The following is a 22011-nucleotide window of genomic DNA, read 5'->3' as shown; positions in this document are numbered from 1 at the left end:
CATGTACGAGATCACCGTGCTGCCCATGCCCGACGACTTCGAGGGCGAGGTCGTCGCGACGCTGGTGTCCAGGAAGGCCGAGCCCGCCTCCCGCAGGGCGGTGCTCTACCTCCACGGCTTCACCGACTACTTCTTCCAGGACCACCTGGCCGACCACTACGTCCAGCGCGGCATCGACTTCTATGCGCTCGACCTGCGCAAATACGGCCGATCTCTGCTGCCGCACCAGACCAGGGGCCTGGTCAGGAGCGTCACCGAATACTTCCCCGAGATCGACGAGGCCGTCCGCGTCATCAAGCGCGACCACGACGAGCTGACCGTCAACGCCCACTCCACCGGCGGGCTCGTCGCGTCCCTGTGGGCCGACCGGGTGCGCGGGCGGGGCCTGGTGCAGGGGCTCGTGCTCAACAGCCCGTTCTTCGATCTCAACGTGCCCACCCACCTGCGGCTGGCCGCCGACCTGCTCAAGACGCCGCTGTCGTACACGCGGTGGGTGCTGCCGCTGCCCTCCAGCAACGTCTACGGCCGCACCCTGCACCGCAGCGAGCACGGCGAATGGGACTACGACCTGGAGCTCAAGCCGCTCGGCGGCTTCTCCGTGCACGCCATGTGGCTGGCCGCCATCCGGCGCGCCCAGCGGCGGCTGCACGGCGGGCTCTCCGTGGACGTGCCGGTGCTCGTGCTCGCCTCAAGCACCGGCCTGCGCGTACGCGACTTCGTCCCCGAGGCCCGCTCGGCCGACATCGTGCTCGACCCCCGCCACATCGCCCGCTGGTCCACCTCGGTCGGGCCGCACGTGACCTGCGTGCGCATCCAGGACGGCGTGCACGACCTCGTGCTGTCCGCCGAGCCCGTACGCAAGCAGGTCTTCGCCGAGATCGACCGCTGGATGGCCGCCTTCATTCACCAGGACGTTCACCGGGATGTTCAGCAGGGTGTTCACCAGGGGAAGGAGAACAGCCCGTAGTAGGCGGCGGCCACGAGCAGCAGCCCTGTGCCGCCCAGCACGCCGGCCACGGACACGTACTGCCAGCGGGTCGGCTGCAGCCCCTCGCGCAGCGCCGACACGTACGCCGCGACCGCCGTGACCTCCTGGATCAGCATGAGCACGGCCAGCAGCCGCACCACCAGCCAGCCGGCCAGCACGGCCGGCCAGGCGCCCGCCTGGTTGACCGAGAACAGCACCAGCAGCGTGATGAACGCGACCACCGAGGCCAGCAGCCCGAGCCCGGTCCACGCCATCCGGGTCAGGCGCCGCCTGATCGGCGGCCACAGCCGGGCGTTGGTCTCGACGGGGGTCTGGTGGCGGTGCCGCAGGCGGACCACCATGGCCGCCACCGGGCCCGCCACGTAGCCGACGGCGGCCAGGCAGATCGTCAGGCCGAGCATCGTGCCGCCCGCGTACCAGGGGGCGGCCGGCACGTCACTCGCCTCGAACCGCTGCACCGGCGTCGCGCCCGCCATGTGCACCGCCGGCTTCGCCGTACCCGGCAGGCCCTTGATCCAGTTGGCCAGGGTCTCCAGGTAGCCGCTGGTGAAGTCGCCGCCGTTGACCCGCATGGCGTGATCGCCTTTGGCCATGAACCGGATCGTGTAGTCGTCGTTGCCCGCCTTGCCGAGCGCCGTGATGAGCGCCTTGGTGGACTCGACGAAGGGGATCGAGGGGTCTGTGGTGCCGTAGAACGCCAGGACCGGCTGCTTGACCTGGCTTAACGCGGGCATCGCGTCGTAGCGCAGGAAGTCGAAGCCGACCCCGCCCATCGCCCTGGTCAGCAGGTCGCGTACGCCGGCGGGGGCCCGCAGCCGCAGCAGCTGCTCGTTCAGCGCCCAGGCGACCTGGCGCAGCGGGGAGACGTTGGGGGACGACACCAGCACGATGAACCCGACCGACGTGCTCTTGGCCGCGGCGATCGGCACCACCCAGCCGCCCTCGGACACGCCCCACACGCCCACCCGCGCGGGATCGACCTCGGGCCGCGTCCGAAGGTACTCGACCATGCGCAGCGCGTCGTCCGCCAGCAGGCCGAAGTCGCGGCGGCGGAAGTCGTAGCCGATCGTGCGCTTGTCGAACGCGATCGTCACCACGCCCGCCTTCGCCAGGAACTCCGCCTGCGGCGTGAACTCCTCACGCGAGCCGTTGCCCGACCCCGACACGAACACCATCGCCGGGTGCCGCCCAGGCGTGAGCGGCACCCGCAGCGTGCCCTGGAGCCGCTGGGCCTCCGCCGGGATGGAGATCTTCTCCTCGCGGATCGCGCCGGCGGCGATCACCGGCCTCAGCTCCTCGACGGGCTGAGGTGGGATCGCCTGAAAAGCTGGATCGACCTTGAGCGGCGGCGGGTCGAATGCGGGCGGCAGCACGTACCCGACCGTCGCGAGAGCCACCAGCACCAGACCGGCGGCGACGCTCAAGGTGCCACGGCCAGTGCGCATCGGCCTCCCCATGTGCGTTGGTTTGCCCGCTGATCTTTCAGCCTACTCCCGGCGCGTGGGACTGGAGAGGCCGCATTTGTCAGTGAGAGCTGTTAGCTTCCTGCGACATGCGGATCCTGCACACCTCCGACTGGCACCTCGGGCGCTCCTTCCACCGCGAGAGCCTGCTCGCGGCACAGGCCGCGTTCGTCGATCACCTGGTCGAGACCGTGCGGGCCGAGCGGGTCGGCGTCGTGGCGGTGGCCGGCGACGTCTACGACCGCGCGCTGCCGCCCGTCGACGCCGTCGCCCTGCTCGACGAGGCGCTCGCCCGGCTGCGCGCCGCCGGGGCCCGGGTGGTGCTGATCAGCGGCAACCACGACTCGGCGCTTCGGCTGCGCTTCGGCTCCGCGCTGTTCGAGGCGGCGGGCGTCCACGTGCGCACCTCGCCCGATCAGTCGTGGGAGCCCGTCGTGGTCGACGACGTCGCCTTCTACGGCATCCCCTACCTCGAGCCCGAGCTGGTCCGCGCCCAGTGGGAGCTGCCCGACCGCAGCCACACCGCCGCCATCACCCACGCCATGACCCGCATCAGGGCCCGCATCAGGGCCGACGCCGCCCGCCACCGCGCCTCGGTGGTGCTGTCCCACTGCTTCGTGACCGGCGGGCAGGCCAGCGACAGCGAGCGCGACATCAGCGTCGGCGGGGTCGCCCACGTGCCGCTGACGGCGTTCGACGGGGCCGACTACGTCGCGCTCGGCCACCTGCACGGGCGGCAGCGCATGTCCGAGACCGTGCGCTACTCCGGCTCGCCGCTGGCCTACTCCTTCTCCGAGGTCGGCCACGTCAAGGGCTCCTGGCTGGTCACGCTGGGGCAGGAGGTGGAGTTCGTGCCCGCTCCCGTGCCCCGTCCCGTCGGGCGGCTGCGCGGCGAGATCGACGACCTGCTCACCCACCCCCGCCATGCCCCCTACGAGGACCACTGGCTGCAGATCATCCTCACCGACCCGGTGCGCCCCAAGTCCGCGATGGACCGCCTGCGCGCCCGCTTCCCCCACACCCTCGCGCTGTCCTTCGAGCCCGTGGGCGCCGTCCCCGCCGCGCAGCCCGTACGCCTCAGCGGGCGGCCCGAGGCGGAGGTCGCGCTCGACTTCGTCAAGGAGGTCCGCGGCGAGCCTGCCGCACCAGAGGAGGAAGACCTGCTAAGACAGGCCATCGAGGCGTCCAGGGTGAAGGAGACGATGGCGTAGATGCGGCCGCACCGGCTCACGCTGACGGCGTTCGGGTCCTTCCCCGGCACCGAGACCGTCGACTTCGACGCGTTGTCCGAGGCCGGGCTCTTCCTCGTCCACGGGCCCACCGGGGCGGGCAAGACCACCATCCTCGACGCGCTCTGCTTCGCCCTCTACGGCCAGGTGCCCGGCCAGCGCAACAGCGCCCGCAGCCTGCGCTGCGACCACGCCCCGCCCGGCACCGGCCCTTCGGTGACCCTTGAGGTGACCCTCCGGGGCCGTTTACTGCGCATCCAGCGCTCACCCGCCTGGCAGCGGCCCAAGCTGCGCGGCACGGGCGTCACCGAGGAGAAGTCCAAGGTCGTGCTGTCGGAGTGGCAGGGCGCCGACTGGCACGGCCTCACCACCCGCCTCGACGAGGCCGGCGACCTCGTCGGGCAGCTGCTCGGCATGAACGCCGACCAGTTCTGCCAGGTGGCCATGCTGCCGCAGGGCGACTTCGCCCGTTTCCTGCGCGCCGCCGGCGACGAACGCGCCAAACTCCTCGAACGCCTCTTCACCGTCAAGATCTTCACCTCGGCCGAGTCGTGGCTGGCCGAACACCGCAAACAGGCCTGGCGCGAAGCCCAGGACCTCCGCCAGGAGGTCGACTTCGCCGTCAAACGCCTGGAAGAAGCCGCCGGCCCCACCCTCCTGCACTCCCTCACCCCGGGCCCTGAGCCCACCGAGCCCGTGGCCTCGGCCTTCGGGGACGTGCCGTCACCGGAGGAGGAGCCGTTGCCGTGGGCGGGCGCGCTGCTCGCCGCCGCGCGGGCCGTCGTGACGCGAGCCGAGGAAGAGCACGCCGCGGCAGGCGTCGCCGTGCGCGCCGCGCGCACCCGGTTCGAGCAGGCCGCCGCCCTGGCCGAGCGCCGGCGCCGCTACACCGAGGCGCTCACCCTGCGCCGCACCCTCGACGAACGTGCCGACGAGCGCGCCGACCTGCAGGCCATCCTCGACGACGCCGCCAGAGCCGACCGCGTCGTCCCCTTGATCACAGCCGCCAGGCAGCGCGCGGAGGCCGCCGCCAAGGCCCGCGCCCTGGCCGCCGACGCCCTCGCCCGCGCCCGCCCCCTCCTGTCCTCCTCCGACCCGTCCGCCTCGGACGGATCCCCCGACGAGCGGTACGGCGATCAGCGGCGGATCGAGGAGGGTGGACCCAGCGTCGGGGAGCTGGCGGCGCTGGAGCGGGCGCGGCAGGACGAGATCGCGCGGCTGCAGGAGCTGCTGACCGAGGAGGCCAGGCTCTCCGTGGTCAGGCGCGACCTGCTGCGGGTCGAGGACGAGCTGGCCGAGCTGCTGCGCGCCGACGAACGCGTGACCGCCCGGCTGGCCGAGCTGCCCGCCTTGATCGAGCAGGCCGAGGCGGGCCTGGCGATGGCGCGTACCGACGCTGCGAGGATCCCGGCCGCCAAGGCCGCACGTGACGCCGCCGCGCACCTCATCGAGATCGACGGCGAGCTGGCCGCGCTGGCGGCCGAGCTCGACGGGCTGGCGCAGCGCGAGGCCGAGGTGGCCGCCGCGGAGGCCGAGTTGCCCGGCCGGCTCGCCGAGGCGGAGGCCGCGCTGGCCGACGTGCGCGCCCAGGCCGCGGCCATCCCCGCCCAGACGGCCGCGCTGGAGTCGGCCAGGGCCGCGCTGGAGGCGACGCACCGCCGCGAGACGCTCGCGGGCGAGCTCGAAGCGGCGCGGGCCGCGCACCAGGTGCTGGTCGATCAGGCCCAGGCCGCCCGCGAACGCTGGCTCGACCTGCGGCAGGCCCGCATCGACGGCATGGCGGCCGAGCTGGCGCGCGACCTCGCCGACGGGCAGCCGTGCGCGGTCTGCGGCTCCGAGCACCACCCCCACCCCGCCGCGCCCGCTCCGAGCGCTCCATCCGCCGGCGACGAACGCGAGGCCGAGGCCGCCCACGACGCCGCCCTGAGCGAACGCGAGGCCGCCGAACGTGCCCTGGCCTCGCTGGAGTCCCGCCACGCCGACGCCGCCGCGGCCACCGACGGCCTCGACGTGGTCACCGCTGAGGAGCACGTGGAGCAGGCCGAGCAGGAGCTGGCCCGCCTCCAGGCGGTCGCCGACCGCGAGCCGGCCGTGGCGCAGGCGCTCGAGAGGGTGGAGTCCGACCGCGAACGCGTCCGCGACGAGGCCCGCGAGATCGCCGAGGCACTCGCCGCCACCCGAGCCCACCGGGCACAGCGGCAGGCCGAGCGGGCGCGCGTACGCGCTCAGCTCGACCTGGACCCCGAGGCCGACCAGGCGCGGGGTGAGGGCGTAACGGCGCGGCTCGATCTCGACGGCGCTGCGGCCGGCCGGGAGCAGGGGGCGCGGCTCGGCCTGGAGCTTGAGGCCGAGGTGGTGCTGGCGGCGGCTGAGCGTGAGTTGCGCAGGCTTCAGGAGTCGGCGGCCGGTGAGCCTCGGCTGGCGGAGGAGGCCGGTCGGCTCGGGCGCGAGCGTGGTGAGCTGGAGGAGCAGGGGCGTCGGGTGGCGGCGCGCCTCGCGGCCGCGCGTACCCGGCATGAGGAGCTGAGCGGCGACGCGGGACGGCTCACCGCGCGGCTCGACGCGGCGCGCGGCGGCGACGCCACGCTGACCGCCCGCCTGTCCCGGCTGAACGACGAGGCCGAGCTGCTGCGTGAGGCGCTGGAGGCGACGCAGGCGGCGGTGTCCGCCCGGGACGAGCTGGCCGGGGCGAAGCGGGCGGCCGAGGAGGCGGCGGCTGAGGCCGGGTTCGGCGACGTGCGCGATGCGGAGGCCGCCTACCGGAGCCCGGCCGAGCGGGAGCGCCAGGCCGAGCTGCTGCGCCGGCTCGACGACCAGCACGCGGCCGTCAGCGGCGTCCTCGCCGACCCCGAACTGGTGGCCGCCGCGGCCGAGCCCGCGCCCGACCTGGCCGGGGCCGGGGCCGAGCGTGACGCGCTGGAGGAGGAGCACACGCGGCTGGCGAGCGTACGCGACCGGGCGGCGGCCAGGGCGCGGCGGCTGGCCGAGCTGCGCGACGAGCTCGCCGGGCACCTCGAACGCTGGCGTCCCGCCGCCGACCGGCACCGCCTCGCCGAACGCATGGCGTCCCTGGCCAGCGGCACGTCCAGCGACAACCAGTGGAGCATGAGCCTGTCGTCGTTCGTGCTGGGGGAGCGGCTGCGGCAGGTCGTGGCCGCCGCCAACGAGCGGCTTGACCACATGTCGGGCGGCCGCTACCTGCTCAGGCACGACCTGGGGAAGACGGCCGGGGCGCGCGGGCGTGCCGGTGGCGGGCTGGGCCTGAAGGTGGCCGACGGCTGGACCGGCGTCGACCGCGACCCGGCCACGCTGTCCGGCGGCGAGAGCTTCATCACCTCGCTGGCCCTCGCGCTCGGGCTGGCCGACGTCGTCACCGCCGAGGCGGGCGGCGCGGAGCTGGGGACGCTGTTCGTGGATGAGGGGTTCGGCACGCTCGACGAGGACACCCTGGACGGCGTCCTCGACATCCTCGACGGCCTGCGCGACGGGGGCCGTGCCGTGGGCATCGTCAGCCACGTCCCCGAACTCCGCTCCCGCATCACCGCCCAGCTCAAGGTCACCAAAACCCGCACCGGCTCCACCCTGAGCGCCGTCGGCGTCACCTGATGTCCTCAGGCCCGCTGCTTCTGGAGTCTTCGTGTCGCTGCGGGTCACCGAAGGAGGTGGTGGGGATGCGTTGTCCACGGGGGAGTAGCTGGTCACGGCCGGTCTGTTCCCACGCGCAGGAAGGTCGTGCGGGCGGGTGGTTCTCCGGGGGCAGGCTGGTGGTGAGGAGGGTGGGGCGGGAGGTATAGGTTGTGGGCGAGATCGAGGGTTTCAGCCTCTGAGGAGCGGCTCATGCGCGTCGTCGTCACCGGAGCACACGGGAAGGTGGGCAGGGCCGCCGTCAAGGCCCTGGCCGAGGCGGGGCACGAGGTGACCGCCACCGACCTGGCCCGCCCCGTCTTCGAGCGGCACGATCCCGGCGAGCCGCGCTATCTGCAGGCCGATCTGACCGACGCGGGGCAGGCGTACGCCATCACGCACGGGGCCGACGCCGTGGTGCACGCGGCGGCCATCCCCGACCCCACCTCCAACGCGCCGCACGTGGTGTTCCACAACAACCTGATGGCGACGTTCAACCTGATCGAGGCGGCGGTGCGGCTGGGGGTGACCCGGTTCGTCAACATCTCCAGCGAGACCGTCCCCGGGTTCTTCTTCGCCGAGCGGCCGTTCCTGCCGGACTACGCGCCGGTGGACGAGGAGCATCCGGCCCGGCCGCAGGACCCGTACGCGCTGTCCAAGCACTTCGGCGAGCAGCTCATGGACGCGGCGGTGCGCCGCTCCGACATCAGGTGCATCTCGCTGCGGCCGAGCTGGGTCCAGCACGAGGGCAACTACGAGCGCAATCTCGGGCCCCAGGTGCGGGACGCCGGCGAGATCGGGGCCGGGCTCTGGAGCTACACCGACGTGTACGACCTCGCCGACGCCATCGTGCTGGCCGTCGAGTCCGACCTGCCCGGGCACGAGGTGTTCTACATCGCCGCGCCCGACAACGCGGGCGGGCACGACTTCGCCGCCATGCTGCGCAGGATCCACGGCGACAAGATCGAGCTGCGCCCGCTGTCCCGGGTCGACTCGTCGGGCATCTCCTGCGAGAAGGCGTACCGGATGCTGGGCTGGACCCCCAAGCGGACGTGGCGCGACTACCTGGACGAGAACGGCCGCTCGCGCCAGAGGTGAGGCCCGTCTCTAGAGGGCGGTGATCAGGGCGGGCAGTTCGGCGGGGTGGTGGAAGAGCGTCGCGCCCAGGCCCTCCAGACGGGAGACCGGCGTGATGCCGCCTGCGAAGGCCAGGCAGCGCATGCCCGCGCTGAGCGCCGCCGTCACCCCGACGGGGCTGTCCTCCACCACCACGCACGCCTCAGGCTCGGCCCCCATGGTGGCGGCGGCGTGCAGGAACAGGTCGGGCGCGGGCTTGCCCTCGGCGACGTCCTCGGCGCTGAACACGCGCCCGTCGAAGTGGTGGGCCAGCCCGGTGAGCCGCAGGTTGTGGCGGATCGTACGGTGGCGCCCGTTGGAGGCCACGCAGAACGGGATCGTGAGCCGTTCGAGCACGTCGGTGATGCCTTCGACGACGCGCAACTCGGCGTCGACCGCGGCGCGGTACTCCGCGACGAACCGGTCGCGCCACCCGGGCGGGGTCGCGCCGACGTACTGCTCCCAGTAGTCGCCGGTACGCCCGACGAACAGCTCGATGTACTCGTCCTCGGTCATGTCCCGGCCGAGCCGCCGCATGGCCGCCAGCCCCACGCGTACGGAGATCGGCTCGCTGTCCACCAGCACCCCGTCACAGTCGAAGATCACCAGATCGACCGCCAAATCCACTCCTTCTTCGCGAACGTTCCGTAGTGAAACCTAGCATCGCTCCAGGTGATAGCGTCCTCGTATCGATTCACAAGACGATCGTCCGCATAGTGAGACAGCATGAAGGTTTCCCCCCAGACCGACGCCCCCAGCCGGTCCCGGATCGCGGCGGCCAGCCTCATCGGCACCGCGATCGAGTTCTACGACTTCTACATCTACGGCACCGCCGCCGCCCTGGTGCTCAACACCGCCTTCTTCCCCGAGATGGACCCGGTCGCGGGCAGCCTGGCCGCGTTCTCGACGTTCGCCGTGGCCTTCATCTCGCGCCCGCTCGGCTCGGCCGTGTTCGGGCACTGGGGTGACCGCATCGGCCGCAAGTCCATGCTGGTCGTGTCCCTGCTGGTGATGGGGCTGTCCACGGTCGCCATCGGCCTGCTGCCCGGCTACGCCGCCATCGGCGTGATCGCGCCCGTCCTGCTCGTGCTGCTGCGCTTCACCCAGGGCATCGGCCTCGGCGGCGAATGGGGCGGCGCGGCGCTGCTCGCCACCGAGCACGCACCGCCCGGCAAGCGCGGCCTGTACGCCATGTTCCCGCAGCTCGGCCCGTCGGCCGGGTTCATCGTGGCCAACGGGCTGTTCCTGGTGCTCGGCGAGACGCTGAGCGACGGGCAGTTCGAGAGCTGGGGATGGCGGCTGCCGTTCGTGGGGAGCCTGCTGCTGGTGATCGTCGGCCTGTACGTCCGGCTCAAGATCTCCGAGACGCCCGTCTTCCAGGCCGCCATGGACCAGCGCCGCATCGCCAGGGTGCCGTTCGCCGGCCTGATGCGGCACCAGTGGCGGCGCGTCCTGCTCGGCGCCGGCGCCATGACGATCGCGTACACGCTCTTCTACACCGCCACCACCTACTGCCTGGCCTACGGCACCGACGTCCTCGAGATCTCCAAGACCACGATGCTCGCGCTGTCGATGATCGGCGTGGTGTTCATGGCGGCCGGCACGGTGGTCTCGGCCATGGTGTCCGACCGGCTGGGCCGCCGCCGTACGCTGATCACCGGCGTGCTCGCCGCCATCGTGTGGGGGCTGGTGATGTTCCCGCTGATGGAGACCCGGGTGATCTTCCTCGTCGGCCTCGCGCTGGCGGGCGCGCTCGGGCTGATGGGACTGGTCTTCGGGCCGATGGGGGCCTACCTGCCCGAGCTGTTCAACACCGAATACCGCTACAGCGGCTCGTCCGTCGCCTACAGCCTCGGCGGCGTGCTCGGCGGCGCGGTGCCGCCCCTGGTCGCCACCAGCATGCAGGCGAGCGGGCTCGGCGCGCTGGCCGTCGGCGGGTACGTCTCCGCGATGGCCGTCCTCAGCCTGCTCTGCCTGCTCGCCCTGCCGGAGACCGGCGACCGCACCCTGTGACGGCCGTGCTTCAATCAACGTTGACGGTCGTCAACGTGAAGGGCCTTCGGGGTGGAGTGGATCGACGCGGCCGCGGCGTCGGAGCGGCTCGGGGTCAAACCCGCCACGCTGTACGCGTACGTGAGCCGCGGCGTCGTGCAGCGGCGGCACAGCGAGGACGGGCGGCGCAGCCTCTTCTCCGCCGAGGAGATCGAACGCCTCGCCCGCCGCGGCCGGCCCCGCGCCCAGCCGCCTGAGCTGGTCATCGAGTCGGCCGTCACGTCGCTCGGCGTGGACCGGCCCCACTACCGGGGCGCGGACGCGCTGGCCCTCGCCGGTACGGCGCCGTTCGAGACGGTCGCGGAGTGGCTGTGGACCGGCGACCCCGCCATCTGGCACCGTCCGGCACGGCCCCGCCGCCCCAAGCAGGAACGTCCGGCCGGGCTGGGGCGGTCGGAGGAGCAGGCGCTTTCGGCCGGTCTTGGGCGGTCGGAGGAACAGGCGCTTTCGGACGGTCTTGGGCGGTCGGCGGGCGCGGGTGGGCCGGAAGGGCCGCCGGGGCCGGCGATCGGCCGGGACGGGTGGCGGTTCGAGCCGGGCGACGGGTTGCGGGCCGCCGTCGCCGCCCAGCGCGGCCTGCCCGGCGACCTCCTGCCGCTCGACCGCCTCCAGGTCATCGTCACGGTCCTCGGCGCATCCGACTCCCTGCGCTACCAGCTCGACCCCGCCTCGGTCACCGCCACGGCCCGCCGCCTGATCGCGGGCATGGTGGACGCGATGCCGCCCCTCGGCGGCGACGACCCCCAGGGCGGCACGATCGCGGAACGCCTCTGGACCCGCCTGTCCCCGCACCCTGCCACCCCCGGCCTGCTCGACGCGCTCAGGGCCGCCCTGGTGCTGCTCGCCGACCACGAACTGGCCGCCTCCACGCTCGCCGCCAGGGTCGCCGCCTCCGCCAAGGCCGACCCGTACGCGGTGGTCCTGACCGGCCTCGGCGTGCTGAGCGGCCCGCTGCACGGCGGCGCCTCGTACGCCGCGGAGCGCCTCCTGGCCGAGATCACCCACCCGGGCGAGGCCCCGCGCGTCATCGGCGAGCGGCTCCGGCGCGGCGAACGCATCCCCGGCTTCGGCCACAGCGTCTACAAGAGCGGCGACGCCCGCGCCACCCTCCTCCTCGACCTGCTCAACAAGGCCGCCATGCCTTCCGGTGGTCCCGCGGGCGAGCGGATCGCGGCGCTGGACGCCGTACTGGCCGAGATGCGCCGACGCCGCCTCCCGCACCCCAACGTGGACCTCGCCCTCGCCACCCTCGTCACCGTCAGCGGCATGACCCGCGGCGCCGGCGAGGCGATCTTCGCGGTGGCCAGGGCGGCGGGCTGGCTGGCGCACGCGATGGAGGAGTATCGCCGCGGCTCCCTCCTCCGCCTGCGCGCCTCCTACACCGGCCCGCCACCCAGGTGAGTGCTCACCGCTCGACGTAGGCCGCCAGCGCCCGCACCCGCTCCGCGTGCTGGTCGTGCCCCACGATGACCGGCGGCTCGTTGTACGGCATGGCGTCCGACGACCGCCGCAGCTTGATGTACTGGCCGCAGGCGTCGATCGCGTACGGCTCCATGTCGTCCTGCAGCGCCCCGATCACCGTGATCCCGTAGGTCTCCCCGATCCGCCGGAACAGCGCGACGGCCTCCCGCCGATGCTCCTTGCCCAGGTTGCGCCCGAGCTCGTCGAGCACCAGGCACAGGTGACCGCCCCCGGACGAGGCGATGGCCGCCGCGCACACCAGCTTGACGGCCTTCTCGTCCATGAGCGCGGTGTTGGCCCGCCGGTTGTACGGCACGAACCCCTGCCCCTCGCCCCGCCGCCACTTCGGCGTGACCCGCCACTGCCAGCGCTGCTCGGGGTCGGCCGGCGCGGGCGGCACCGGGAACTCCAGGGTGGCGCCGTAACCGCCGTACGAGGTGTCGAGCTTGTCGAACTCCTCGGCCACCCGCGTGAGACGGGCCTTGATCGCGGCCGTCAGCGCGGCCCGGTGCACGGCCGTGGACTGGGCGGCCTCCTCCGCGCCCCTGGCCGCCGCGGCCAGGTCGCGCTGCCGGGTGACGAGCTGGGCCTCGATCTGGCGGCGCTGGTGGCGTTCGTACTCCTCCTGGCCCCGCAGATAGGACGAAAGGGACCCGCACACCGCCGAAAACGTCGCCTGCTCCCGCGCCGTGCTGCCCTCCCGCTCGCTCAGCAGGAAGCGCAGCTCCTCGGGCAGCTCCGCGTCGTCGTCCGGGAACGTGTCACGCAGCGCCTGGTCGAGGAGGCGTTCGGCGGCCCGCCACCACTCGTCGGCGGTGCGCGGCCGCTCGTCGTCGGGCAGCGCGTCGAGCCACTCGCGGGCGGTCTCGACCGTGCCGCCCCAGTCGGCGGCCAGCGCGTCGAGCTTGAGCGCCTCGCGTTCGGCGGTGACCTTGGACTCCTGCTCGCGGGCCTGCGCCCGCTCGCTCTCGTGCCGGTGCCTGCGGCCCTCCATCCGCTCGATCTCCATGTCACGCGTACGGGCGCGGAAGTCGAGCGCACCCGCCTGACGCTCGGCCTCGGCGACCTTGGGGGCCAGCTCCTCGATGGCGGCGTTGAGCTCGGCCAGCTTGGCCCGCCGCTCGCTTAGCTTGACCTCCAGCTCGGCCAGCCGCACCCCGGCCCTGGCCCCTTCGAGCCGCCGCTGCGCCTCGGCGACCGCCTCCTCGGCCTCGCGTACGGCCTGGGCGGCGCTCTCCTGGACGTCTTTGGCCCGGTTGAGCCGCTGCTCGGCGGCCTTGATGCGGGCCTCGCGCCCGGTCGCCACCCCGTCGAACGCCCCGACGACGCTCACTCCGGCCGCGCTCACCAGCACCGAACCCGGCAGGTCGGCCAGGGCAGCGGCGGCGGCGTCGAGCCGCCCCGCGTCCACGATCACGGCGTGTTCGTGCGGCCACCCCCGCAGGTCACCGACCGCGGCCGGCTTCCCGTAACGAGCCTTGAGCGCCGCCCCCAGCGCCACCCCCTCAACAGCGCCGGCCGCGGACGGGCCGGCGTCGCGGGCCTGTTCGGCCACGTCGAGCGCGTCGAGCAGCCCGGTCGCGCCGATGCCCGCCGCCGCCAGCGCGTCGAGCTGGGCCGCCGCCGGCCCGCCCTCGGCGTCGTCGAGCGCGGCCTGCGCGGAGGCCACCTCCTGGTCGGCCACCCCGAGCGCCTTGAGCGCCTCGTTGAGCCGCAGCCGCACCTCGCCCAGCTCGCGCTCGGCCGCCGGCACGTCGCGCCCGTCGGCGAAGCGGCGCGTCTCCTCCAGCGCGGGGACGAGCCCGCGCAGCTCGTCGGCGGAGTTCTCGGCGACGGCCCGGTCGGCGTCGAGCTTGCCCGCCCGTGCCTGCAGCGCCGCCAGCTCCTTGCGCGCCTCGGAGACCTGCCGGTCGAGGGTGTCCTCACGCAGGGTGGAGATCTCCGCCTTGACCAGGGCGACCGCCTCGGCCGCCGCCTCACCGGCCGCCCGGTGCCGCTCGAGGTCGGCGGCCAGTGCCTCGTCCTTCGCGGCGGCGTCGGCCAGCTTGCGCGCCTGCCGCCCGCGCCAGCACCGCAGCGCGTCGGCCAATCTGACGCGCGCCTGGTCACGCCGGTCGAACGTGCTCAGCAGCGCCTTCGACTCCGACTCGAACTCGGCCAGCCGGTCGGCCGCCAGCGCCGCCCGCACGCGCTTGGCGTGCTCGTCGCGGCGCGCCTCGCGCTCCTGCTCGAGCTCGGCGTCGAGGCCGGTCAGCGCGGCGATGGCCTCGAAGACCCGCTCGGGCGAGATCTCGTTGAGCGGCTGGGAGAGCAGGTTGGTGGCGACCTTGCTGCGTACGGACGTCGACAGGAACGACACGCACCTGACCCGGTCGCCGTAGAGGACCTTGGTGAGGTCGCGGGCCACGACGTCGCGCCGGCCCGCCGAGCGCGGCAGCGACGCCCAGATCTCGTCGGCCCGCGCCACCCGCTCCGCCTCCGACGGCGACGCCGCCAGGTGCACCCCCTCGCGCCAGCGGATCTCCAGGTGCGGCGCCTCCTGGTTGACCCGCAGCCACACGGTCATCGCGCCGCCCGAGGTGTCGGGCACCTCGAACAGCTCACCGTCGGCCGCGGGCTCCTGCGGCTCAGGGACAGGCGGGGCGAATCCGTCCATGCCGGGCGGCCCGAAGACGCCCACGATGTAGCCGTGGCCGGCGCTCGCCCACTGCCTGGACCCGGCGCCGCTGGCCAGCTCCGCGTTGAACAGCAGCTCCGACACCGCCTTGGCCCCCGACGCGAACCGCCACTGCTCGTCGCCGAGCAGCGCCGTGATCGAGGCGATGAACGACGACTTGCCCGCCCCGTTGGAGTCCTTCGGCCCCGCGCCCGCCACCACGATCAGCGTGCCGGGGACTGTGGGCACCGGATGGGTCGACAACCGCGAGATGTTGACCGCCTGCACGGCGATCAGCACCCGGTCTCCGACGACGTTCTCCACCTGCGACACCTGAACCCCCGTGACCCTTCCATCCCTCATCAACGCTGACATCTGATCTCATCTGGCCGATCTTCTGGCGAGCACGGCCGCCGCGAGCGGCGTGCTGGGCCCGGCCGCGAGGATCAGCTCCTCCTGCAGCCGCCGCCGCGCCGCCGGGGTGAGCCGGTGGAACTGCGGCCCCGGCACGTAGCCGCCCGCCTCCTCGCCCGCCTTGACCTGGCTGATCAGCCCCGCGTGCCGCAGCACCCGCAGCGCCGACTCCAGCTCGCCGATCGGCAGCTGGGTGTGGCGGCGCAGCTCGTCGGCCGGCGTGGGGTGCGGCGACAGCCAGGAGTCCTCCGGCAGCAGGCCCTCGGCGCGCGGGATGGCCACCGAGTGCACGAGCACGAGCGTCAGCACCGCACGCTCGCTCACCCCCAGCCGGGCCGGCCCCTCGGCGCCGATGCGGGCTGCGACGGCGTCGTCGTAGCCCGAGGTCCAGCGGTCGCGGTGCTGGATCAGCGTGCGGCCGCGCCTGGCCAGCATCTCGCCCAGCGTGTGGCGCAGCGCCGGGTCGCGCAGCGCGGCGAAGCGCACCTCCTGCACGGGCTCGGCCGCGTGCTCGACCACCATGTACGCCGCCACCAGCTCGGCCCGCCGCCGCTCGTCGTAGCCGCTCAGCAGGTCGTCGAACTCGGCCACCGCCGTCTCCGCCCGGCCGCCGGCCCCGCCGCCTTCGGCGCTCACCAGGTCGTCGTCGGGCACCACGGTCAGCTCGGGCCGGGCCGGCTCGGGCAGCCTGCGTACGAGCTCCTGCAGCTGCGCGTGCGACTCGACCGGCCACAGGGCGCAGCGCGGGCCCGGCGCGACCACGCCGTCGCCCATCACCACCCACGCGGAGTCGTGCAGCCGCCGCAGTGCGCCCACCGCCCAGTTGCGCATGAGGTCGTCGGTGCGGCCGATCAGCTCGCGGTAGGTGTCGAGCACCAGGTCGACGGGCGCGGGCCGGCCCGGCCACGGGTCGGCGGACAGGTCGTGCCAGCAGCACTTGAGCACCGCCGCCAGCACCCGCCGCGTCTCGCCGGAGCGCTCCACCGCCACGGGCGGCACCTGGTGCTCGTCGAGCAGCACGGGCGTCACCCCGTCGGGCCACACCGGCAGCGCTTCGCCGGTGGAGTCTGCCCTGGTCAGCCGCATCATGCCGGGCGGCGCAGGCTCGGCCGCGCCCAGCCTGACGGGACCGCCCGCGCGGGCGCGCGCGTGGGCGACGGCGGCGGGCTCGAGATGCTCAGCCATGGACACGCTCCAGGTGACCGTCGGACAGCCAGGCCGGCTCGCGATCGGGGTCGATGCTGAGCCCGTCGGCCCAGACCAGCCGGTAGGGCAGCTCGGGCCGCAGGTCGACGGTGGTCAGGTCGGCCAGCACCCGCCGCGCGGCCACCCAGTCGGAGCCCAGCACGTCGCGCAGCGCCACCCGCTCCGACCCGCCGAGCAGCGACTCGGCCGTCTCGCGCAATCGCTCGAGCACGGCGTCCTGCGAGGCGCCGAGCTCGGAGTCAGGGCCCGGATCGGGCAGGTTGGAGCGCGGGGGAGTGGGCTGCGCCGGAGCCGGGCGCGGGGCCTCGTCGACCGCGCGGGCGATCGCGGCCGGGTCGTGCCAGGGCGCGGGCGCGTCGAACACGAACCCGCCGAGCACCGCCGCCAGCCGCTCCTTCGGCGCGGTCTGCGCGAACGTGCGCCATGTCTCGGTCGGCAGCAGCGTGAGGTTGCGGGTGGTGCCCGCCGAGTCGGCCAGCCGGCCGGCCGCCCGGCGCGAGGCGTCGCTGTAGGCGTAGATGGACGCGCGCAGGTCGGTGCAGACCCGGTCGAGCTCGGGCCAGCGGGTCAGGATCGTGCCGTGCAGGCCCTGCGCCCGCCGCGCGATCTCCTCGGTGCCCCACAGCTTGGGCGCCTGCTCGCGCAGCTCCTCGATGGTGCCGGTGGTGAGCGTGATCAGCTCGAGCGCCCACAGCCGGAACGCCCGCGCCAGGTTGAGCGCGCTCTGCCTGGCCTCCTCCATCGTGGTGCGCGGGTCGGCGACGTTGAGGTCTTCGAGCGCCAGCAGCCGGTGCATCTCCGACTGGCCGCCGTCGTCCATCATCCGCCTGATGAACATCAGCCCCACCACGCTCGTGAACGACGCGCGGTAGCGGAGCTGGTTGGGCTTGGGGAACACCTCGCGGATCGCGCCCAGCCCCTTGAGCACCCGCAGCCGGTTGTCGAACTGGTCGGTCGGATAGGCCCGGCAGGCGAAGCGCATCTGCTCGTGCGTCAGCCACTCCTCGCCCGCCTCGGCGAACGCCGCGAACAACGTCTCGGCGATGTCGACCAGGGCGGGATCGTCGACCACCGCCCCGCTGTCGCGGGCCAGCGCGGCGAACATGCGGCGGTAGGTCGACAGGACCGCCTCGTCGGTGAGCACGGAGTCGAGGGTCAGGGGCTGTTCGGACACGGGCACTAAGGTACGGCTTCGGACCGACACTCCACGCACGCCCGCACCCCGGATCCCAGCGCTACCAGCCGGTACGCGCGCGCGAGTGATTCCCGAGCGCTAGGGTGATCCCCGGTAATACGGGGGCGAACGGTGTGCAGTCGGAAATATCGGGGTGTGTAGCGGTGTACCGGCTGTCCTCGCCGCTGCCTCCCCGGAGGGCCGCTCTCCGAGTGCGCCGGCTGAGAAGGGGACTCAGTTGACCCAGTACCACTACCAGGACCACGCCGCCCGCTACCAGGACCCCGGCGAGCAGGCCGCGCCGGCGTACCAGCAGCAGGCCGCACACCCCCAGCACACCGGACCGCACGACCCCTCCGCCCACCTCCAGCAGCACAACGCGCAGCTCGCCGGCCAGTTCGCCCAGCGCTTCCACCTGCTCGCCACCAACATCGAACGCATCATCAGAGGCAAGCACGAGGCCATCGAGCTGGCCCTGATCTGTCTGTTCGCCGAAGGGCACCTGCTCGTCGAGGACGTCCCCGGCACCGGCAAGACCACGCTCGCCCGCTCGCTCGCCGCCAGCGTGGACGCCGAGTGGCGGCGCATCCAGTTCACGCCCGACCTGCTGCCCAGCGACATCACCGGCGTGTCCATCTTCAACCAGGCGCAGCAGACGTTCGAGTTCCACCACGGGCCCGTCTTCGCCAACATCGTGCTCGCCGACGAGATCAACCGCGCCTCACCGAAGACGCAGGCCGCACTCCTGGAGGTCATGGAGGAACGCCGGGTCACCGTCGACGCCGAACCGCACCCGGTGCCCCGCCCGTTCCTCGTCGTGGCCACGCAGAACCCCGTCGACATGGACGGCACGTACCCGCTGCCCGAAGCCCAGCTCGACCGGTTCCTGATGAAGATCTCCATCGGTTACCCCGACCACGCCTCCGAGGTCGAGGTGCTCAAGGGCATGCCCACCGGGCCGCAGGTCGAACGGCTGCCCGTGGTGGCGCGCTCGTCGGACGTGGCCGGCATGATCGACTTCGCCTCGCGCATCCACGTCGCCGACCCCGTCTACGACTACATCGTCGCGCTGTGCGCCGCGACCCGTACGAGCCCGCACCTCAGGCTCGGCGCCAGCCCGCGCGGCAGCCTCGCCCTGCTGCGCGCCGCCCGCGTCAAGGCCGCCGCCGCCGGACGCCACTACGTGGTGCCCGAGGACGTCAAGGCCCTGGCCGTCCCCGTCCTCGCCCACCGCCTCATCCTCACCCCCGAAGCCGAACTCCGCGACGTCACGGCGGCCACCGCCCTGACGGAACTGCTGACCACCATGCCCGTCCCCCAGGCCGCCTGAGCGCGACGCCCGGCACGCCGAGAAGCGTCGAGGCCCAGCTGCTGCACCGCCCGCCGGGCCTGACCGCCGGGAACATCGTCCGCCACCTGGATCCGCCACCTGGGTGCCGTACAGGCCCAGGACGTACCGTCCGCGCTGCTCGCCTTCCGCACCCGCTCCGCCACCCTCACCCGCGCCGGCGTGGCAGCCGCCCGGCACGCCCGCGAGATCGTCAGAACGTGGGCCCCGCGCGGCACCCTCCACTTCATCCACGTGGACGACCTCCCCTGGCTCCACGCCCTGACCAGCCGCCTCACGAACACCCTGCGCCGCCTCGCCCAGGAAGGAGTAACCGGCGACGACCTCCTTCCTTCGACAACCTCCCACCATCGCCCACCACACCCGAGCTAACCGACCTCGACCGCTACCTCACCTGACCGTTTGTCCAGCAAAACCGGCTTAAGCTGCCGAAAAAACTCCACCGCATCCGCCACCGAATCCCGCCCCGGCGCACCCTCCATGATGTTGACGGTGAGCAGCTTCTCGTAATCAGCCGTCCACCCATAGACGAACGCAATGCTCCGCCCCCGAGCATTCTCCCGACGCGCCACAAACCCTGGGCCCAGTCCATCGGGGAGATCATTGCCGCGGTTCACCCGCTTCGTGTTCTCCAACCCTTCAGGGCTGATAGGTGAGGGCTCGAACATTTTGATCAGCAGCCCTTGCTCACCTTCTGCTTCTCCACCGACGGAACACGACCCGAAGCGCCGGCCCATGTCGATTGTGGTGCCGTAGGCGGAATACTCGGTGAGGCCGGTAGCGATTTTGATGGCATCGGATGAGATCAGCCCGCACTCCCGAGGCTCGGCTGTGACGTCCCCAAGCGCCCGGGTGTCTGGTGGTGTGCTCGATGGTGACGAGCATGCCATCAAGAGAGTCACGGCTCCCGTGAAGAGGATGAGCCGGCTCTTCATGAGCCATGTCCGGAGTAGATGTTCTTCGCATCCCTGAAGCCACTCGTGATCGCGGCGTCAGGAGCAGCGAACACCCGGCCGGTGTCGTTCAGTCGCAGCCACTCGTCGTAGGCTCGGCGTTGGTCGGCGTTCATGTCGGCCCAAGGAATGAGGTGCCCATCATCGAGAAAGTGGCCAGGTGTACCGGGGGAGAAGTCCGCGTGATGGTAGGGATGCGACCTGGCCTGCGCGGCCGCGTCTCCGAAAAGGCCATGGCGCATCATGGCGGCTGCCGTGAGGTCGGTGAACATGTGCTTGGCCGCTCCCACAGCCGTGTCCGCGTCCTGGCGAGCCGTTTCCTCATGGCTCGGCTTGATCTGTCCGAACATCTGGTCCCGCGCTGTCTCGGCGACCGTGCCGACCAACGTTCCCGGAGGTCCTGCGAGGAATCCGACAGCCTGTTCCGCCAGGTCCTTGAAAAAGGTCAGCCGCGCATCATCCTCTTTGGCGGCACTTATCATGGAGATATTGGCGGCGTCGGTGATCGCCCACGTGGTCATGCTGAGATCGCAGGCGGCACGGGAAAATGCGGCACCACCACTACGGCTCATCCGCTCTTCCAATATGTCCTGCCACTTCGCTTTGAGCTGCTGTGGAGTCGTCTCCGGGTGCGAGTGCCGCCATTCAGTGAAATCGGCTTGCACTTCAGCAGACACCTTGCCGGCCAATTGGTCGAGGACTTCAGCTGAATAGAGGCCGTGTGCCGTGGCGACTGTCTCGAATGCTCCTTCATCAACGAACGCCCAGGTCATAATCTTTGTGAGGTCGCTGCTGCTGAATCTGGCGCCATAGGCTTCCAGCCCCTTCACGTTCTTGTCCGGATCCAGGCTTGTCACGACGCCGGGGACTTCGTCGCTGAATGCCTGCGTGTCGCGATGCACGTCGCTGATGTACGTCGCGAGAATTCTCGCGACATGCGGTCGGGAGCCGGAGAGGTTGGATTGGACCTTCGGGTCGCTCCAGAAGTGGAGGGCCCAGGAGGCGATCAGGGCGGATTTGTAGCCGCGGCTCTCGCCGGGCGGGAGGTCGTGGTCGCGGAATTCCGTGGTGGCGGATTCGATGGCCCAGGCGAGGTCTGTTCCGGCGGTGCCGTGCCAGGGGTGGGTGCGCATCAAATATGCCAGGGGGCGGCGGTCCGGGTCGGTGAAGAAGTCCTGGGCTACGGCGGGGTGGTGGGCGAGGGCGGCCAGGGCGGTGCCCATCGGGCTGAGGTCGCCGGGCGTGGTGTCGCGGGGGCTGGGGGTCGTCCACGCGTCGCGGGGGAGTGAGAGGTCCGGCGGGTGGGCCAGGTCGAGGTCGTAGAGCTTGCGGACCAATGTCAGGAGGAAGGTGTGGTCGAAGGTGCCGTCCTGGAGGAGACGCTTGAGGGCGAAGGCGTTTCCTGGGAGGTGGAGGTCGGCGGTCAGGAGGCCGGTGTAGTCCGGTGGGAGGGTGAGGCGGCCGGCGCCTCGGGAGGCCGTGGCCAGCAGGGTGCTGAGGATGGTGGTGAGGCGGTCCTGGGTTGCCACGTCGTACTGGAGGGGGCGTTGCGAGGGTGGGAGGCCTGACCCGTAGGCGCGGGCGATCAGGGTTCTGAGTTCGGCGGGGCCGATCAACCGGGTGAAGGCCAGGGCGAAGTACGGGTCGTTTTTGTGGCGTTCCAGGGCGGCGACTGTCTCCGGGGTCAGGGCGTGGGCGGTGAGCTCGGTGCGGAGGCGGGTGGTGAGGCTCTGGGCGTTGGTGGTGCCTTCGGCGGGGGACTTGGACAGCCAGGCGGATTCGTCGGCCCAGAGGAGGCCGTCCTCGCCGAGGGTGCTGTCGGGGGTGGCGAGGATGAGGTCCAGGCGGCCCTGCAGGGCGGGGAGTTGGTCGGTCAGACGGCGGGCCACTGTGTGGAGGTGGGAAGGACCCCACACCTGGAGGCCCAGGGCGGTCAGGTGGCGTTCGATGTGGACGGCCACTTCCGGGAGGGTTTGGGCGGTTCGTCGCATGCCGTTGATGAGCCGGGTCATCAGGGCGGGGTCGATGCCTACCTGCGGGGTCACCGGGCGTCCGGGGTGAGGGTGTCCAGGAGGGACAGGGCGCGGGTGAAGAGGTCTTTGACGGCGTGGTCCCAGGAGCGGAGGTCGGCGGCCAGCCGGTCGCCTGCGGGGCCCTTGAGCGCGCCGGCCTCGACCAGGCGGGCGAGTGCGAGCACGTCATCCTGGTGGTGGTCGCGCAAATGCTCCAGGTGCCGCCGGGCGGTGTTGATGTGTTCCTGCGTGGCCATCGTCGCCGATCTGTAGGGGCGAGGTCGAAGGCATCATGAAAGCAGGTCAGGGCCGAAA

Annotated in this window: 16 protein-coding genes; 8 read left to right on the top strand and 8 right to left on the bottom strand. The window is 72.4% G+C overall.

Annotated elements, in window-relative coordinates; translation table 11 throughout:
• The first annotated feature begins 1 nt into the window (after position 1).
• Positions 2–967 carry an alpha/beta hydrolase gene (locus AB0K12_RS07380; RefSeq protein WP_364556438.1) on the top strand — a complete coding sequence of 322 codons (966 nt, stop codon included), beginning with the start codon at positions 2–4 and terminating at the stop codon, positions 965–967.
• On the opposite strand, the gene AB0K12_RS07375 is transcribed toward AB0K12_RS07380, so the two are convergent.
• Positions 940–2433 carry a prolyl oligopeptidase family serine peptidase gene (locus AB0K12_RS07375; RefSeq protein ID WP_364556436.1) on the bottom strand — a complete coding sequence of 498 codons (1494 nt, stop codon included), beginning with the start codon at positions 2431–2433 and terminating at the stop codon, positions 940–942. The two genes, AB0K12_RS07380 and AB0K12_RS07375, sit on opposite strands and share 28 nt — an antisense overlap.
• 107 nt (positions 2434–2540) lie before the next feature.
• Here AB0K12_RS07375 and AB0K12_RS07370 point away from each other — a divergent pair, with 107 nt between their 5' ends.
• The 3 genes from AB0K12_RS07370 (at position 2541) to AB0K12_RS07360 (ending at position 8402) form a co-directional block, all read left to right on the top strand.
• A complete protein-coding gene (locus AB0K12_RS07370; RefSeq protein ID WP_364556434.1) occupies positions 2541–3662 on the top strand; it encodes an exonuclease SbcCD subunit D in 1122 nt (373 codons plus the stop codon).
• Complete coding sequence (locus AB0K12_RS07365; RefSeq protein WP_364556432.1) at positions 3663–7286, top strand: AAA family ATPase; 3624 nt, start codon at positions 3663–3665, stop codon at positions 7284–7286. It abuts the gene before it with no gap.
• A gap of 231 nt (positions 7287–7517) precedes the next feature.
• Positions 7518–8402, top strand: coding sequence for an NAD(P)-dependent oxidoreductase (locus AB0K12_RS07360; RefSeq protein WP_364556431.1), 885 nt, complete (start codon positions 7518–7520; stop codon positions 8400–8402).
• Between the two features lie 9 nt (positions 8403–8411).
• On the opposite strand, the gene AB0K12_RS07355 is transcribed toward AB0K12_RS07360, so the two are convergent.
• Positions 8412–9041: an HAD family hydrolase gene (locus AB0K12_RS07355; protein ID WP_364556429.1), complete on the bottom strand. Its 630-nt coding sequence runs from the start codon at positions 9039–9041 to the stop codon at positions 8412–8414.
• 105 nt (positions 9042–9146) lie between these two features.
• On the opposite strand from AB0K12_RS07355, the gene AB0K12_RS07350 reads away from it, so the two are divergent.
• Positions 9147–10433, top strand: a complete 1287-nt coding sequence (locus tag AB0K12_RS07350; RefSeq protein ID WP_364556427.1) for an MFS transporter — start codon at positions 9147–9149, stop codon at positions 10431–10433.
• Positions 10434–10484: 51 nt separating this feature from the next.
• Positions 10485–11873, top strand: a complete 1389-nt coding sequence (locus AB0K12_RS07345; protein ID WP_364556426.1) for a citrate synthase — start codon at positions 10485–10487, stop codon at positions 11871–11873.
• A gap of 4 nt (positions 11874–11877) precedes the next feature.
• Here the strand turns inward: AB0K12_RS07345 and AB0K12_RS07340 are convergent, their stop codons facing one another.
• The 3 genes from AB0K12_RS07340 to AB0K12_RS07330 are packed head-to-tail and all read right to left on the bottom strand — an operon-like array spanning position 11878 to position 17383.
• Positions 11878–14913, bottom strand: a complete 3036-nt coding sequence (locus tag AB0K12_RS07340; protein WP_364556424.1) for a chromosome partitioning protein ParA — start codon at positions 14911–14913, stop codon at positions 11878–11880.
• A gap of 57 nt (positions 14914–14970) precedes the next feature.
• On the bottom strand, positions 14971–16188 hold the full coding sequence (locus AB0K12_RS07335) for a hypothetical protein (protein ID WP_364556423.1): 1218 nt from the start codon (positions 16186–16188) through the stop codon (positions 14971–14973).
• A complete protein-coding gene (locus tag AB0K12_RS07330; protein ID WP_364556421.1) occupies positions 16181–17383 on the bottom strand; it encodes a hypothetical protein in 1203 nt (400 codons plus the stop codon). Before AB0K12_RS07330 ends, AB0K12_RS07335 begins: the two co-directional genes overlap by 8 nt.
• Before the next feature lie 238 nt (positions 17384–17621).
• On the opposite strand from AB0K12_RS07330, the gene AB0K12_RS07325 reads away from it, so the two are divergent.
• A complete protein-coding gene (locus tag AB0K12_RS07325) occupies positions 17622–18713 on the top strand; it encodes a MoxR family ATPase (protein ID WP_364556419.1) in 1092 nt (363 codons plus the stop codon).
• A 90-nt stretch (positions 18714–18803) separates the two neighbouring features.
• The gene (locus tag AB0K12_RS07320; protein ID WP_364557730.1) at positions 18804–19103 is read left to right on the top strand and encodes a crosslink repair DNA glycosylase YcaQ family protein; all 300 of its coding nucleotides are present in this window, start codon (positions 18804–18806) and stop codon (positions 19101–19103) included.
• Here AB0K12_RS07320 and AB0K12_RS07315 read toward each other — a convergent pair.
• From AB0K12_RS07315 to AB0K12_RS07305, 3 genes are read right to left on the bottom strand one after another with little or no spacing between them, the layout of a single operon-like run.
• Complete coding sequence (locus AB0K12_RS07315) at positions 19100–19666, bottom strand: hypothetical protein (protein WP_364556418.1); 567 nt, start codon at positions 19664–19666, stop codon at positions 19100–19102. The genes AB0K12_RS07320 and AB0K12_RS07315 overlap by 4 nt on opposite strands.
• Complete coding sequence (locus AB0K12_RS07310; protein ID WP_364556417.1) at positions 19663–21729, bottom strand: hypothetical protein; 2067 nt, start codon at positions 21727–21729, stop codon at positions 19663–19665. Before AB0K12_RS07310 ends, AB0K12_RS07315 begins: the two co-directional genes overlap by 4 nt.
• Positions 21726–21953 (bottom strand): hypothetical protein, encoded by a 228-nt coding sequence (locus AB0K12_RS07305; protein ID WP_364556415.1) that lies wholly within the window; start codon positions 21951–21953, stop codon positions 21726–21728. The genes AB0K12_RS07310 and AB0K12_RS07305 overlap by 4 nt, the downstream gene beginning before the upstream one ends.
• Positions 21954–22011: the final 58 nt, after the last annotated feature.

It is taken from the genome of Nonomuraea sp. NPDC049419, from assembly GCF_040676995.1.
Classification (GTDB): domain Bacteria; phylum Actinomycetota; class Actinomycetes; order Streptosporangiales; family Streptosporangiaceae; genus Nonomuraea; species Nonomuraea salmonea.
The sequence above is the reverse complement of the archived record's forward strand: the minus strand, read 5'-3'. Positions and strand labels throughout refer to the sequence as shown.